This is a genomic window from Arsenicibacter sp. R0_47 (assembly GCF_057652235.1).
Map to the genome: position 1 here is coordinate 86,716 of NZ_JBYFCJ010000013.1, position 14,958 is coordinate 101,673.

Here is a 14,958-nt window from a genome sequence, read left to right on the forward strand (position 1 = left end):
CAGCGGTTATAGTTAACTGGTAACTGATTTATTTATTCATTTTGTAATGCCACGCCGGGCTTCTTTCCGGTTCGTGCGGAAATCCATTCGCCCGTACGATCCACGAGGTAATAGACCACCGGCACCAGGAAGATGGTCAGGATAAGCGAGCTGGTTAGGCCCCCGATCAGTACCCACGCAAGGGCATTTTTCCACTCTGCCCCTGCCCCGCTCGCAACCGCAATCGGAATCATCCCGATCACCATCGCAATGGTGGTCATCAGAATCGGGCGCAGCCGTTCTTCACCCGCCTGCACAATGGCTTTGCGGTAAGGGACGCCCTGCTCCTTCAGCTGATTGGCAAAATCAACGATCAGAATGGCATTTTTCGCCACAAGGCCCAGCAGCATCAGAATCCCCAGCATGGCAAAAATGCTCATGTTCGACATACTCAGGTTCAGCGCCAGCAGCGAGCCGATGATAGCCACCGGAATGGAGAAAAGTACTACGAACGGATAGACAAAACTGTCGTAGAGCAGCACCATGATGAAATACACCAGCATGATCGCCACGAGCATGGCCAGACCCAGTGAGCCAAAACTCTCACCCTGCCGCTTAACATCACCACCCCAAACCGCCTGCACCCCTGCCGGAAAGGTCGTTCCGGCCACAATTTTGTCAATAGCTGCCGCCACATCGCCGGGGCTCCGGCCCAGCAGGTTTGAGTTGATCGTTACCGACGCGCGGCGGTTGCGGCGTTCCAGCATCGATGGCCCCGAACTTTGGGTTACGGTGGCAAAATCACGGAGGCGCACCGGTTGCCCGTTTACGGGACTGATAAACACGATGTTTTTCACATCGCCCGCATTCCGGCGGTCGAAGGCATCCAGCATGATCCGGATATCAAACTCAGTATCAGCCACTTGGTCACGGTACTGCGCATCGTCATTGCCCGAAAAAGCACTCTGCATCGTGGCACCGACCGTAAGAATGCTGAGTCCGAGCTTGGCCATCCGCTCACGGTCGATATCAATCCGTACTTCCGGATTCCCGTCCTTTACGGATGCCTGCACATCATTTGTACCTGGTACCAGACTGATTTTCTTCTCCAGCTCTTTCGCCGATTTCAGTACTTCGCCGAAATCATCACCGCTCAGAATCAGCTCAATCGGTGCGGCACCACTGTTGACCATGCCGATGATTGACGACCCGAAATCGACACCCGCAAACTGCTTTTCAAGCTCTTTCCGGACATCAATCATGTACTTTTCGGTGACCAGCTTCCGGCCTTCTTCCACCGGAATCAGTTCGATAGTGAGTTCAGAGCGGTTGGCCTGCCCTTGTCCGGTACTGTTCAGCCCCATACTGGCACCCCCAATATTTGAGAAGATGTTTTTTACATCCGGCTTTTTACGCAGGTAGTTTTCAATGGCCTGTGTGGTCAGGTTATTCTGTTGCAGCGAAGCGCTTTTGTCCAGCTCAATCGTCAGCATAAATTTACCCTGATCACCCTGCGCCACAAACTCCTGCCCCACAATACCGAGTCCCATAACCCAGCCCGTAAGGACAAACAGGACCACGATAAATCCGCCGAAAACCAGCTTATGCCCCAACACCCAAACCAGCATCTGCCGGTAGCCGTTCGTCATTGCTGTCAGCCCTTTTTCGAACCATAACAGAAACGCCTGGAAAGGGTTTTTCGGATTCAGGTGCTCAACCCGTCCGAAACGCGACGTCAGGTAAGGTGTCAGCGTAAAACTGACCAGCAAACTGACCATTGTTGCAAATGCAACCGTAAGGGAGAACTGGCGTAAGAGGTCGGCAATGAGGGAGTTAACCATCGTGATCGGTACAAACACCACCACAATAACCAGGGTAATCGCCACAGCGGCAAAGCCGATTTCCTTCATCCCGTCGAGGGTAGCCTGCCAGCGGTTTTTGCCCATTTCGAGGTGTCGCTGGATATTTTCGAGCACCACAATGGAGTCATCGACCAGAATACCGATCACAAGGGACAACGCGAGCAGGGTCATCAGGTTGAGCGAATAGCCCATCACGGCCATGAATGCAAAGGCTGAAATCAGCGAGGCCGGGACCGAAATCATAACGATCAGGGCATTCCGGAAACTATGCAGGAACAGGAGCATCACCACCGCCACCAGCACCACGGCCAGAATCAGATCGTGGGTCACGGCATCAACGGCATCAAGCGTAAATACACTCGAATCGAAAGCAATGGCAAATTTTACGTTATCATTTTTGCTGCTGCTTTCGATTTCCTTGATGCGCTCCTGCACCAGCCGGCTGATTTCTACCGCATTAGCATCTGACTGCTTTTTAATAAATAACCCGATGCCATTCCGGCCATTATAGCGGCTGATGCTTTCGGTATCGGCCAGACCGTCAGTTACTTCGGCAATATCCTGCACGCGGATCGGGCTGCCGTTCGGTGGCGTCGCAACGACCAGCTGCTCAATGTCGGCCAGCGAGGCAAACTTGCCGGCCAGCTTAACCGTAATCTGCTCGCCCGGATTTTTGATTTTCCCGGTCGGAAATTCAGCATTGGCATGGTTAATGGCCTGCGTAACCTGCAAAAGCGAAAGCCGGTAATAATCCAGTTTACTTTTATCCACGTTGACGCGGATTTCGCGCTGGTCGCCACCGGTCATCATGATGTCGGCTACACCTTTAATCTGTTGTAACTGCGGCAGGTAAACATCTTCAACGCGCTCATAAAACACATCGCCGGGCATATTCGACGTGGCGAGTAACTGCATGATCGGCTGATCACTCGGCGAGATTTTTGATAATACCGGCGTTTCGGCATCTTCGGGCAAATCGCCCGCCATTTTATTGATGTTCCGTTGGGCGTCTTCCAGCACCTGATTCAGATTTGACCCGGCTTTGAAGTTAACAATGACCACCGAGGCATTTTCCAGTGACTTAGAAATTACCTCATCAATGTTGTCGAGGTCCGAAACGGCATCTTCAATCTTTTTGGTAATCCGGGTTTCCACCTCCGACGGAGCCGCACCCGGATAAACGGTAGTGATGGTAATGGTCGGTACCGAAAGTTCCGGAATCAGTTCAAAGCTCAGCATCCGGTACGAAAACAATCCGCCGAGCACCAGTACCAGAAACAAAACAATGACCAGCGAGGGGCGTTTTAATATCGTTTCGATGAAATTCATGGGAATGGCTTGTTAATTGATACTGACTGGTGTTCCGTTCTGAAGGTTGATCTGGCCTGAGACAACCACCTGATCACCTGGCTTCAGTCCGCTCCTGATTTCGGTGAACCGCTCGTCGGATTTACCCAGTTCAACGTTTTTCAGCACCGCTTTACCCTGTTCTATCGCATAGACCTGCGGCTGTTTTGACGACCCGATAAGTGACTGTCGTTCAATGCTCAGCAGGCCTGTGCCGTGGCTGTTCGCCTTTTGCACCGCCCCGTACATTCCTGCCCGGAGCAGGCCTCCTGCCGGTGCTTTCACCGAAATTTCGACCGGATAGTTGTGCGACGCATCCCCCTGCGAACCAACCAGCGTAACCTGACCGCTCAGGTGATTATTACGGATGGTTTCACTGGCGACCGGAATCGTCTGACCGGCGCGGAATGAATTAATATCTGCTTCCGGGACACTGATCTGAAGTTTCAATACCGACATATCCGCTAGATGGACCAGCGGCATCCCCGGCGCAATGATGGTCCCGATTTCAAACATCCGTCTGGTAACCAGTCCGGAAAACGGTGCTTTAATCGTTGTATTGGCCAGTTGTTTTTTGAGCTGTTTAATCTGCGCTTCAGTAGCGCGGATACTCAGCTCCGTTTTCTCAAGGTTGATCGCCGGCGTGGCATCGCCTTTCACGAGCGTTTCGTATCGTCTGGCATCGTTCTGATATCCTTCCAGGCTAATCTGCAAGGCTTCCAGCTGGTACCGCAGCTGCTCATTATCCAGCTGCGCAATGACCTGACCGGCCTGTACATACTGACCGGCCTGCACCCCTACTTTAAGCACTTTGCCCTGACTTTCGGCGGTCACATCTGCCTCACGGTTGGCAATATACGTACCGAGATATTGTTCATCGGTGACCAGCCTGCGCATTGTCGCTTCGCTGGTTTTTACAAGTACTTTCTGCTCAGGATCGGGGCGGTAAACCTTTTCGGCAACCCGTTCCTTGTTGTCATTTAACTTCCAGGCAGTAAGGCCCAGGGTAGCGACGATGGCCGCACTAATAAAAATCCGTTTCATAAAATGATGATGTACCTGTTAGGTTAATGCTTTTCGGGTGAATTATGGTTGGGGTACCAGCGTGCCGGTTGCTTTTTTCCAGTCGAGCTCGGCAGTCCGGAGTTTAACAAATGTAGTCAGGTAATTATTCTGGGATTCAGATACACTGTTTTCAGCCTGAATGACATCCGTCAGTGAAATGGTGCCTTCCTTAAACTGTAGCTGCGCCTGCTGGTAAACCTTCTCGGCCAGCGCCACCTGATCACGGACGGCCCGAAGATTCTGTTGTTCGACCAGTAGTTTGGCGCGGGCGTTCAGAACATCCATCGTTATAGATTCTTTCAGCAGTTTTTCCTGCTCATTGAGTTTGTCGCTATCGATCCGGTTCTGCCGCATTCTGGCGTTACGGGCACTGCCATCGTAAAGCGACCAGTTCAGCTGTAGGCCAAACCAGTAACCCGGCACATTTTTAAAAACACCGTCCGAGCCGCCCTTACCGAAGAACGTTGAGTTGGCGACGCCATAGGCCGCAACAGTCGGCAGGTTACCGGCCTTCGTCGATTTGTAGGACAGATCATTCAATTCACGCTGGCGCTGTAGCAGCTGAATTTCAGTACGGTTCAGGGTTGCATCTTCCGTATTCAGCGGCTGTGCTGCATTTTGCTGAATCGTAGTCTCAATATCCAGCGGATCAGATTGCGGCATAGCAGTCAGTAGTTTCAGCAGGTTTATGAGTTGCTCTTTGCCTGCATTCAGGGATGCCATCTGCGTTTCTAGCCCGGTCATATTAATCCGCAGCCGGTCAACATCAGTGCCTTTCGCCAGTTTCTGCTGGTACAGCAAGTCTGTGATCCGGATCATCTTTGCGAGCGAGGTCTGATTATTTTTCAGAAATCCAAGTTGCTGATTTACGGTCTGCAAATTGTAGTAGGTGGCAGACACCTGATAGGCAATATCCTCTTTTGTTTTCACCGTTTGCAGGGTAGCTACCTGCTGCGAAAGCTTTGCAGCCTTAAGCCCTAAACCGATTGACGGGTTGTACAAGGCCTGGGAAGCCTGTAGCGTTGTCGACATATTGTAGGGTAAGCCAAACGCCAGGGTGGCATATGTTCCCTCCGGCCCTCCGAAAAATGATGCCGGTACAAGCTGACCGGGTATTTTGATGTACCGTTTGTAATCACCGGCAACGGCCACATGGGGTCTGGCATTGGCCCTGACTTCGTCGATCTGCGACCCCACCTTTGTTTCGTCGAGGCGTGCAATCTGCACCTGACTGTTTTGCTGCATGGCCCGTTCCAGCAGTTGTTCCAGCGATATACTTTGTCCGGAAACAGGCATAGCAGTAACCAGCAAGGCTATCGGGAGATACCTTGTAAAGTGTTTCATCATTTTTTTATTAATTGATTTAACTAATCATTTAATTTAATCATTTGATTAAACAAAGGTCAAAAAAATAGATCAACACGTCGGTTGAAATTCAAAAAGGTACGAACAGATAGATTCCTTAGTCAACTTAATGTGCTGATCGCAGAACGATTCAAATTCACTATCCGACATGTTCCACGTTAACTGCATAAGTGGTTTTGAAATAAACGGGAACTGGATGTTCGCAATAATCATTATGAAAATGTGATGCGCGTTAACATTCCGGATACTCCCGGCTGCAATTGCCTCATCAAGCTGTTTCTGGAATGAATCTTCGATAATGCGTTTTGTAGGCCCGATCAGCTCACTGAGGCGTTCGGGATTCCGGTGCAGCTCATTCAGGATAAATATGGAAATCCGCGGGTTTTCACGCATCATGGCATATTCATGATCAATCAGCGCCTCAATTTTTTCCCGCAGCGGAATCTCTGAGTTAAACATCTGAATCATACCCTCGAAGAACAAGCCACACATATCCGTGAAGATCGAGTGAAACAGTTTTTCCTTGCTCCGGAAGTAATAATTCATCAACGCACTGTTGATACCGGCCGCTTTGGCAATGTCGCGGGTTGTTGTTCCGTCAAAACCCTTCTCCATGAAGACTTCTTTCGCAGCCTCCTTGATCCGGTCTTCCGTTGGTTTTGATGAACAAAGCATAGTTTTCCTCGATTAACGGCTCAAATGTACACACCCTTTTTATAATTCCAAAATTCTTAACCAATAGTTTTAACCAATTGATTAAAACTATTGGCAGACCTACTTCATACCATAGCGAAAATACAGCGCACTCAGGACCGTTCACAAAGAAAACCGGCGTTTGACGATCCTTAATTTACTATATTTATAGGGATCACGGCCTGACAGACTATGGTTTTCTACCCGCAGATACAACCCCATCCGACACTCCGGCCTTATGTCCGGCATTACCTGTTACTGCATATACAGACAGGTCATTTGTCTGCAAGAGAGCGTATTAAGCCCGTTCCGCCCTATGCGGATCAGTCGCTGTTCTTCTATCCGCGCAACATCGCCAAAACTGTCGTGAACAGTAACGGAGAGACAAGGACTAACCCGACGGGTATTTTTGTGGGCCAGCAAACCTCGCGGATCAACATACTGCTCGGCGAGGACCACCTGATTATTCAGGTTTGTTTCCGGCCCGGATTCCTGTATCACCTGCTTGGCAAAATGCCGGCCTATGAATTTCAGCACAAGGAAATTGATGCAGAATGCCTGATGGATCCCGGTATGAAAGCCCTGAACGACCGGTTGCGGGAGGAAACCGATTACCGTTGTATGATCAGTCACATTGAAACCTACCTGCTGAACCGGATAAAACCGGTTTCCCGTGCGATAAAACCTGAACCCATCGATCATGTCATTCTGGCCATTAAAGAGTCGGACCGGCCACTTTCGCTGGACTGGCTGGCGGATCAGGCTTGTCTGAGCAGCCGACAGCTTGAACGGAAGTTTCAGCAACGTCTCGGCATGAGTCCTAAGTTTTACGCCCGCATCGCCCGGTTTGACCGGGCCTTTAAACTGAAGCTCCGTTCGCCGCACCTCGACTGGCTTGATGTTGCCTATGCCTGCGGGTATTTTGACTATTCACATTTCATGCGTGATTTCCGGCAGTTTGCCGAAGTATCCCCAACGATACTAATGTCCCAAAACATGGCCTCTCCGGATACGGGTCCGCCAGGATAAGCTTGTCGTTTTTTTACAGCCGGTATACAGCCGTAACGGCCTAGTTTTGGGTATTCACCAAAACACGTTCGCCATGCGCGCTTTCTTTGTTTTGCTCCTGTTATTACTGTCCTGCAGCCTGTGGCTCCAAGCGCAATCACCCGACCTGATTCTAACGAACGGACGGATTTTTACTTCGGACACCAGTCAATTATACGTGGAGGCACTGGCGATCAGAAATGGCCGCATTATGGCCGCCGGCCGGTCGGTTGACATCGAAAAACTCGCCGGCCGGCAAACAAAACGGCTGAATTTAAGCGGTATGCTGGTCGTACCCGGATTCAATGATGCGCACAACCACCTGCCGGATGGCCTTAAGGCCGTGAAAATTCCGACAAACGGCATGGACCCAACCTGGCAATCCGTGCTGGATTCGCTCAAAAAAGCTGTTGCGCGAACATCCAAAGGCGAGTGGATCGAAGGCACAATCGGTATAAGCATTGCCAACTCACCGGAAGCAACCCGTTTTGTACTGGATAAAATTGCCCCTGACCACCCCGTCCGGTTGCTGTCCTGGTGGGGACATGTCGGATTATTCAATACGCGCGGGCTGCGCAGCCTGGGCATTGCCGACGATCAGCCTGACCCCAAAGGCGGATTTTACGAACGCATGCCGGACGGCCGCACACTTACGGGTAAAGGCTACGAAAAAAACGCCTGGTCGCCGCACACCCGCTATGCTGACTTAGCCTCCCGGCGGGACGAGGCCGCTACCGTCGCCGTTTTTAAAGGGCTGACCAGCGCATTACTGAAAGCCGGCGTCACCAGCTATCAGAATATGTGTACCGGTGCGACCGCAACGGATTATATCCGGTTATGGAAAAAAGCCGGCTTACCGTTCCGGCTCCGCCTGATCCGTTGGGGGGATATGAATATGGATGGCAGTCTGAGTATCCCCGCAAAAGAGGTGCCCGCAACAGTACCCGATCTTCCGCTGGCCACCGTAAGCGGTACCAAATGGCTGCTCGAAGGAACGCCCCTTGAAGGTGGTGCGGAGCAGGTTGACCCCTACCCGAACCGACCGGGCTGGTATGGCCGCATGAATTACTCGTTGCCCGAGATCGAGCGGATGTGCAGGGAAGCCATTGCCCGTCATGATCAGCTCCATTTTCACATCGGCGGTACCCGGTCAATCGGTAAACTACTTGACGTGATGGCCGCCATACCCGTTGACTGGAAAGCGCTTCGCCCCCGTTTCGAACACGGCGATGAGATCGACTATTCGCCGGTGTACCTGAAAAAAGCGCAGGATATGGGCGTTATTATTGTCCAGAACCCTACGCACTTCGCCCCGATTGACGGCTTTCCGGTGGGTCCGCCACCTACACACGGCATGGCGATGAAAACGCTGCTGAATCAGCATATTCCGCTGGCTATCGGATCAGACGGGCCATTTAACCCTTACCTGAATATTATGTTTGCCACCACCCATCCGCGCCGGCCGGGTGAGGCCCTGACCCGCGAACAGGCGGTTATTGCCTATACGCGTACAGCCGCCTATGCCGAATTGGCCGAGCAGGACAAAGGCACACTGACTGTCGGTAAAGTCGCTGATCTGGCGGTTATGTCCCAGAATATCTTTACCGTGCCTGTTCCCAAACTATTACAGACCGAAAGCATACTGACGATGGTAAACGGGGTTATCGTCTACGATGCCGGGCTGCTGAAAACAAACTGATCCGTTTCCGGAAGGCCGGTGCTACCAACGTTACTGATTCCGGCAATTACCTGCTCATGGCGGGAAACCGGAACCGCCAGCCCGATAACGTGCGTTTTTGACCGTGTCATTGCCAGACCATCAATTCTGATTAAGTCAAATGCTGTTTCTAAATCTACAGGCGTCGTTGCCTCGGGCCATACATCGGGCGACGGATAGCCTAAAGATTCTCATGGTACTTTGCACACACATAGCACACATAAACTAAATTTTTCTTTATATATAATTTAATTATATATTTACCCCGTTATTTATTCAGCCTTGTTTAGACTGCTTTATACCATAGAGCAGTTTTTTTGTAGGGCTATATATAAGTTTTTTATATATACCAAAAATATTACATCTCAGGTTAGCACACTAAACAAATCTTGGAAATAACACGCTATTTATCAGCCACAAAGTTTTTAGAGCGTTAATGTAAACAACAAAGCCATGACCAGTAACCGGAAGATGCTAAGCCTGATGATGCTGTATCTGATTATGTCAGGCACGTCCTTATACGCCCAGGCGGGGCTTCGGGGCGACTACTACGAGGGCACGAATTTCAACCGGAAGGTGCGGACCCGCATTGACCGGAAAATTGATTTTAACTGGAAAAACCGTGCACCGATTCCGGAACTGGACTGGTCCTTCTACTCAATTCGATGGACTGGTCAGCTGGTGGCTCCGGCAAGCGGGGAATATATTTTTACCTGTGATCTCGACGACGGCATCCGTTTATGGATCGGGAATAAGCTGGTGATTGATGAATGGCATTTAACACCCGTCCGCCGCTTTGAAGGGAAAATTACGCTTGAAGCCAATCGAACTTATCCGATCCGGGTTGACTATTATAACGACATCATGGGCGGTCTGATTACGCTGCGCTGGGAACGGCCCGATAAACCTAAAAAATGGTATGAGGCCTTTGCCGATCGCGGCGAACCCGTGGATGCATCTTTTTTTCGTCAGCCTCCCCCATCGGCTGAGCCTAAACCAACGGTAGCCGAAAAGCCACCCAAACCAACGCTTTCGCCCAAGGTTCCGTACAATACGGCAGAACGGATTGTCAACCGGAAACCGGCACCGGCCGCACCTGCACCGAAACCGATTCCGGTCACTCCACCTGTTTTGGTAACGGAGACCCCGAGGCCGACCGCACCACCTGCCGCCTTACGGCCACGGGCAGTGCCGCTGACCATTTTCTTTGACCAAAGCAGTTATGAGCTAACAGAGGCTGGCCGGCAATTGCTTGACAGCACTGTACGTTTCTGGCAGCGCCACCCTCCCGCCGGGATTGACGTAATCGGTCATGCTGACCTCATCGGTGACCGGGCCCGTAACCGTACGCTTTCGGAATACCGGACCCGTATCATCATGCATCATCTGGCCCGGCTTGGTGTTGATCCGAACCGGCTGCACGGACGGTGGCACGGGGATACACTCTATTATTTACCTGACTCTGTTACTATGGGTAATTCAGGTAACCGGCGGGTAGTAATCATTCCGCACTATGATGCAACGGCCGAGCAGGGGAAAGTACAGGCTAAACAGTGACACTACTGGCCAGGCCAGTCACTAACATTCCTGTATATCCGTACTGAAACATCTTAATCCGTTTTCGAAAACCAGACTGACACACGGCCCAGCTTGTAGTTTGGCGGCACAAAAACATAGGATACCCAGTTCGGTGAAGCAGCCGGAGCAACCGGCGGGGCAATCATAAGTTCACTACCAAGCTGGTTACCGGGCAGCGTATTATCGGCCTCCAGCGTCAGATAATACCCCTGAGGTTTTGTCAGTATGTACACCTTCCGGTAGGTAGTATCCCTTGCCGGCGAATACAGCTCATTTGCCGGCGCACTAACGCGTATATCAACGGTATCAGCAGCAACCCGCGTAATCTTCATGGTAATAGACTTACCATTGATCGGAAATGGTATTTTTTTGTCAAACGTAACGAAATCAGAGGAAACGTAGGTACCTGCAAGAACCGAAGCCGGTTCTATGGTCGGTTCTGTATGCTTACAGCCTATACAAAACAGTAATCCGCAGATAATAAGGTGCTTCTTCATAACGCAAAATGAAAATAGTAAGTCAAATTATATTGGTTAAATTAATACTTATTATTGGCATACTATAATTTTTCCGAAAGTCAATCTCCTGAATGTCTGTTATGGCAGGGGTAGGAGCCTATAGTCAGTCCCTGGATTTTTAGCACTTTTTTGGCCTGTAGCGGCATCAGGTTCGCTTTTTTTGTGTATTCGTTATATTTTGCAAAATATAACGCTTTCGGCTTTCACATTAACTATGCTGCTGTCTACTTTACTGATAACCTGTGCGATTGGTGCCCAAACAGATACAATACCGCAGCCCGACACAGTACGGACCCGTGAGCTGGCAGAAATCGTTATCTCGGCTTCCCGCGTCTCTGAATCAATCCTGCGTTCGCCGGTCAGTATCGACATGCTTGATGCACGACGGATCCGTATGTCTGCCCAACCTTCTTATTTCGACGCCATTGAAAACCTCAAAGGGGTTCAGGTGCTGACCTCCAGCATGGGATTTAAAGTGTACAATACGCGCGGGTTTGCCAATACCACCAATGTCCGGTTTGTGCAGCTGGTTGATGGCCGCGACAATCAGGCACCCCACATCGGAGCACCGATTGCCAGTGCACTCGCCCCCTCCGACCTCGACATCCAGCGGGTGGAAGTGGTACCGGGTGTTGCCTCTGCCCTATATGGCATGAATGCCCTAAACGGCCTTGTCAATATCCTGACGCGTAATCCGTTCGATTCGCAAGGTCTCAGTATCGGCCAGAAAACCGGCTTAAACCACGTCAGTGATCCGGCCATGCCGGCGCAGGTGTATTCAGAAACCAGTCTGCGGTATGCCAGACGGCTGGGCAACCGGTTTGCGGTTAAACTAAACCTGGTCTATCAACGGGGTTACGACTGGATTGCCGCCAATAGCACGGATCTTAACCCTACAGCGAATGCATCACTTGGTTTAACCGGTACAAATAATCCGGCTTTCGATCCGGTCAACAGTTACGGTAACGAATCGGCCAACCGCCGGACCCTGACCCTTGGCGGCAAACGGTATACCATAGCCCGTACCGGCTATTATGAATCAGAGGTGGCCGACTACCGGCTCCTGAATCTGCGCGGGGACTTGTCGCTGTATTACCGGTTTACGCCGGCTACCGAACTGGTTTATACGTATCAGGGGGCAACACTCAATAATGTGTACCAGCGAACCAACCGGTTCCGGCTCGAAAATTACGTACTCGACCAGCATAGCCTGACTTTCCGCTCTCCTTCGGTCCAGATCCGCGCCTACCGCTCGCGTGAAAACACGGGTAACTCGTATAATATCCGGTCGATGGCGGAGAATATTGATAAAACCGGAAAACCGGATACCCAGTGGTTTGCGGATTTTACGTCCCGGTTTACGGCCGACATCAACACCGATATAGCGGTACCGGCTGCGTTGCGGGATGCCCGGGTGTTTGCCGATCGTGACCGGCCGGTTCCGGGAACGGCTGCTTTCAATGACCTGATTACCCGGCTGCGGGGCATTAATAACTGGGATGTCGGTGCAGCCCTGCAGGTTCAATCCTGGCTATACCACGCTGAAGGACAGTGGGAGCCGACCAAAGATGTGCTGAAAAACTTCCGGAAAAACACCGGCATTGATCTGCTGACGGGGCTTGATTTCCGGCGATACGTGGTCTTTCCGGACGGCAACTACTTCATCAACCCCACTGATCCGGGTCGTAATTTAGTGTATGGCAAAGAAGGCGGGTTTGTGCAGGCCACCCGTATGTTCCTGCGCAACCGGCTTAAGCTCACCGGCTCGCTCCGGGCTGATAAGAATACGTACTTCGCTGCCCGCCTGAATCCACGCTTTGCCGTCGTCTATTCGCCGGCAGAAAACCATAACATCCGGATGTCGTATCAGAACGGTTATCGCTTTCCGTCCTTATTTGAAGCCTTCTCGAATGTAAATTCCGGTGGAGTCAAACGGGTTGGCGGTCTGCCGGTTATGTCAAACGGCGTTTATGAACATGCCTATCTGGTCACGGCCATCAATGCGTTCCAGGCAGCCATCACGGCAGATGTGAATACGAATGGGCTGACCACCAATCAAGCCATCCAGAAAAACAAGGGTTTGCTGAAAGCCAGTCCGTATACCTATATAAAACCGGAGCAGATCAACTCGTTTGAGGTTGGCTATAAAGGGTTATGGTTTAGTCAGCGGTTGTATGTCGATGCTGATTTCTACTACAGTGCCTACCGGAATTTTATCGCGCAGGTAAATGCCAATCTGGCACGCGGGAGCAATCCCGACTCACTGGCCTATTATTTTTCCAGCTCAGCAACCCAGGCACGATACCGGTTGTGGACCAACTCCCAAAGCCGCGTCTACAACTACGGCGCCAGTGCGGCACTCCGGTATAGCCTGACGGCGAACTGGTCAGCCGGTGGTAATGTCACATTTGCCCGCCTCGACCGGGCAGACAACGGCGATGGTCTCGAAAGTGCGTTCAATACCCCGAAATGGATTGCCAACCTGTCCGTTTCAACCGGTAATCTGTGGAAAGGCATTGGTTTTTCGGTAAACTACAAGTACCAGAGCGGATTTCTATGGCAATCGGAACTGGCAACCGGACAGGTAGCTGCCATCAATACAGTGGACGCCCAGCTTAGCTACCAGCTGCCGAAAACCGGCATCCTGATCAAGGCCGGCGGCACCAACATAACCAACCGCCCCTATTATACCTTTACCGGCGGACCGGCAATCGGCGGCTTTTATTACACAAATCTGGTATGGGAATGGAGTCGTCCATAGCGGCTCTTTGCGGAAAAAGGGGATCATCAGCGACAAAGACTTCGCCGTCATAATCTGAATTAGTAACTTGCGGCAAAATCCTATAGAGTATATGATGATCAACAACCGACTTCTACTTTCCCTTGCAGCCCTGCTGCTCACTATCCTTACCGGCACCGTTGCTACGGCTCAGTTAAAAGTACCGGCTGCCAGCCCATTCCAGTCTATCAAACAAAGCTTCGGCTTAGGTGACGTTACGATTGAGTATTCACGCCCTGCTGCCAAAGGCCGTACGGTTGTCGGCGACCTGGTACCGTATGACAAGGTATGGCGTACCGGCGCCAATGCCACGTCAAAAATTACGTTTTCAACCGACGTGAAATTTGGCGGTAAAGACGTTAAAGCGGGTACGTATGGTATCTTCACCATTCCCGGCAAATCATCGTGGCAGGTTATGCTGAACAAAGACCTGAATCTGGGCGCCAACGTGGCAGACTACAACACATCAAACGAAGTTGCCCGTGTTGAGGTGAAACCAATGAAGCTGTCTTACATGGTTGAAACCTTTACCATCAACCTGGCTGACATCCTGCCTACATCAGCTTCCCTCGAAATTATGTGGGAAAAAACGCGGTTAGCTGTTCCCCTGACGGTTGATATTGACCCGATCATTACCCAGAACATCAAGGCCTCTATGGCCTCTGAAAAGCCAGCCTATTTTGAAGCTGCCAGCTACTACAATGAAATGAACCGCGATCTGCCACAGGCTCTTACCTGGGTTAGCAAAGCTGTTGAGCAAAATCCTAAAGCGTTCTGGATTATGCTCCTGAAGGCTCGTATCGAATTGAAATTGAAGGACAAGCAAAGTGCCATCGCCAGCGCACAGAAAACTGTGGAACTGGCTACTGCCGCTAAAAATGCGGATTATGTTAAAATGGCGAACGACCTGATTGCTTCGGCTAAAAAATAACCTGCGGTCTGTAATCATAAAAAAACTCCGGTTCAGGAACTGCCTGACCGGAGTTTTTTTTGTGAATCCATGCGGAC

At 51.0% G+C, this 14,958-nt stretch carries 11 protein-coding genes; 5 read left to right on the forward strand and 6 right to left on the reverse strand.

What is annotated here, in order from left to right:
• Nucleotides 1-32: 32 nt before the first annotated feature.
• The 4 genes from AC23NW_RS20345 to AC23NW_RS20360 form a co-directional block, all read right to left on the reverse strand.
• Nucleotides 33-3,170, reverse strand: a complete 3,138-nt coding sequence (locus tag AC23NW_RS20345; protein WP_487451639.1) for an efflux RND transporter permease subunit — start codon at nucleotides 3,168-3,170, stop codon at nucleotides 33-35.
• 12 nt (nucleotides 3,171-3,182) lie between these two features.
• Entirely contained in the window at nucleotides 3,183-4,232 is a 1,050-nt protein-coding gene (locus tag AC23NW_RS20350; RefSeq protein WP_487451641.1) for an efflux RND transporter periplasmic adaptor subunit, read from the reverse strand.
• Nucleotides 4,233-4,274: 42 nt separating this feature from the next.
• Nucleotides 4,275-5,600 carry a TolC family protein gene (locus AC23NW_RS20355; RefSeq protein WP_487451643.1) on the reverse strand — a complete coding sequence of 442 codons (1,326 nt, stop codon included), beginning with the start codon at nucleotides 5,598-5,600 and terminating at the stop codon, nucleotides 4,275-4,277.
• Between the two features lie 69 nt (nucleotides 5,601-5,669).
• Nucleotides 5,670-6,293, reverse strand: a complete 624-nt coding sequence (locus AC23NW_RS20360; protein ID WP_487451644.1) for a TetR/AcrR family transcriptional regulator — start codon at nucleotides 6,291-6,293, stop codon at nucleotides 5,670-5,672.
• Nucleotides 6,294-6,503: 210 nt separating this feature from the next.
• Here AC23NW_RS20360 and AC23NW_RS20365 point away from each other — a divergent pair, with 210 nt between their 5' ends.
• Both AC23NW_RS20365 and AC23NW_RS20370 read left to right on the forward strand, forming a co-directional pair.
• Nucleotides 6,504-7,340, forward strand: a complete 837-nt coding sequence (locus AC23NW_RS20365; RefSeq protein ID WP_487451645.1) for a helix-turn-helix domain-containing protein — start codon at nucleotides 6,504-6,506, stop codon at nucleotides 7,338-7,340.
• A 73-nt stretch (nucleotides 7,341-7,413) separates the two neighbouring features.
• The gene (locus AC23NW_RS20370) at nucleotides 7,414-9,057 is read left to right on the forward strand and encodes an amidohydrolase (protein ID WP_487451646.1); all 1,644 of its coding nucleotides are present in this window, start codon (nucleotides 7,414-7,416) and stop codon (nucleotides 9,055-9,057) included.
• On the opposite strand, the gene AC23NW_RS20375 is transcribed toward AC23NW_RS20370, so the two are convergent.
• The gene (locus AC23NW_RS20375) at nucleotides 9,027-9,167 is read right to left on the reverse strand and encodes a hypothetical protein (RefSeq protein WP_487451647.1); all 141 of its coding nucleotides are present in this window, start codon (nucleotides 9,165-9,167) and stop codon (nucleotides 9,027-9,029) included. The genes AC23NW_RS20370 and AC23NW_RS20375 overlap by 31 nt on opposite strands.
• A gap of 361 nt (nucleotides 9,168-9,528) precedes the next feature.
• On the opposite strand from AC23NW_RS20375, the gene AC23NW_RS20380 reads away from it, so the two are divergent.
• Nucleotides 9,529-10,632 carry a PA14 domain-containing protein gene (locus AC23NW_RS20380; RefSeq protein WP_487451648.1) on the forward strand — a complete coding sequence of 368 codons (1,104 nt, stop codon included), beginning with the start codon at nucleotides 9,529-9,531 and terminating at the stop codon, nucleotides 10,630-10,632.
• A 53-nt stretch (nucleotides 10,633-10,685) separates the two neighbouring features.
• On the opposite strand, the gene AC23NW_RS20385 is transcribed toward AC23NW_RS20380, so the two are convergent.
• A complete protein-coding gene (locus tag AC23NW_RS20385) occupies nucleotides 10,686-11,150 on the reverse strand; it encodes a hypothetical protein (RefSeq protein ID WP_487451650.1) in 465 nt (154 codons plus the stop codon).
• Between the two features lie 235 nt (nucleotides 11,151-11,385).
• On the opposite strand from AC23NW_RS20385, the gene AC23NW_RS20390 reads away from it, so the two are divergent.
• Together AC23NW_RS20390 and AC23NW_RS20395 are read left to right on the forward strand one after the other, a co-directional pair.
• On the forward strand, nucleotides 11,386-13,932 hold the full coding sequence (locus AC23NW_RS20390; RefSeq protein ID WP_487451651.1) for a TonB-dependent receptor plug domain-containing protein: 2,547 nt from the start codon (nucleotides 11,386-11,388) through the stop codon (nucleotides 13,930-13,932).
• Between the two features lie 91 nt (nucleotides 13,933-14,023).
• The gene (locus AC23NW_RS20395; protein ID WP_487451652.1) at nucleotides 14,024-14,881 is read left to right on the forward strand and encodes a DUF2911 domain-containing protein; all 858 of its coding nucleotides are present in this window, start codon (nucleotides 14,024-14,026) and stop codon (nucleotides 14,879-14,881) included.
• Nucleotides 14,882-14,958: the final 77 nt, after the last annotated feature.

Coding starts and splice junctions, on each gene's coding strand:
- AC23NW_RS20380 (WP_487451648.1), top strand. CDS start 9,529: ATGACCAGTAACCGGAAGATGCTAAGCCTGATGATGCTGTATCTGATT.
- AC23NW_RS20355 (WP_487451643.1), bottom strand. CDS start 5,600: ATGATGAAACACTTTACAAGGTATCTCCCGATAGCCTTGCTGGTTACT.
- AC23NW_RS20375 (WP_487451647.1), bottom strand. CDS start 9,167: ATGACACGGTCAAAAACGCACGTTATCGGGCTGGCGGTTCCGGTTTCC.
- AC23NW_RS20385 (WP_487451650.1), bottom strand. CDS start 11,150: ATGAAGAAGCACCTTATTATCTGCGGATTACTGTTTTGTATAGGCTGT.
- AC23NW_RS20395 (WP_487451652.1), top strand. CDS start 14,024: ATGATGATCAACAACCGACTTCTACTTTCCCTTGCAGCCCTGCTGCTC.
- AC23NW_RS20365 (WP_487451645.1), top strand. CDS start 6,504: ATGGTTTTCTACCCGCAGATACAACCCCATCCGACACTCCGGCCTTAT.
- AC23NW_RS20360 (WP_487451644.1), bottom strand. CDS start 6,293: ATGCTTTGTTCATCAAAACCAACGGAAGACCGGATCAAGGAGGCTGCG.
- AC23NW_RS20350 (WP_487451641.1), bottom strand. CDS start 4,232: ATGAAACGGATTTTTATTAGTGCGGCCATCGTCGCTACCCTGGGCCTT.
- AC23NW_RS20370 (WP_487451646.1), top strand. CDS start 7,414: ATGCGCGCTTTCTTTGTTTTGCTCCTGTTATTACTGTCCTGCAGCCTG.
- AC23NW_RS20390 (WP_487451651.1), top strand. CDS start 11,386: ATGCTGCTGTCTACTTTACTGATAACCTGTGCGATTGGTGCCCAAACA.
- AC23NW_RS20345 (WP_487451639.1), bottom strand. CDS start 3,170: ATGAATTTCATCGAAACGATATTAAAACGCCCCTCGCTGGTCATTGTT.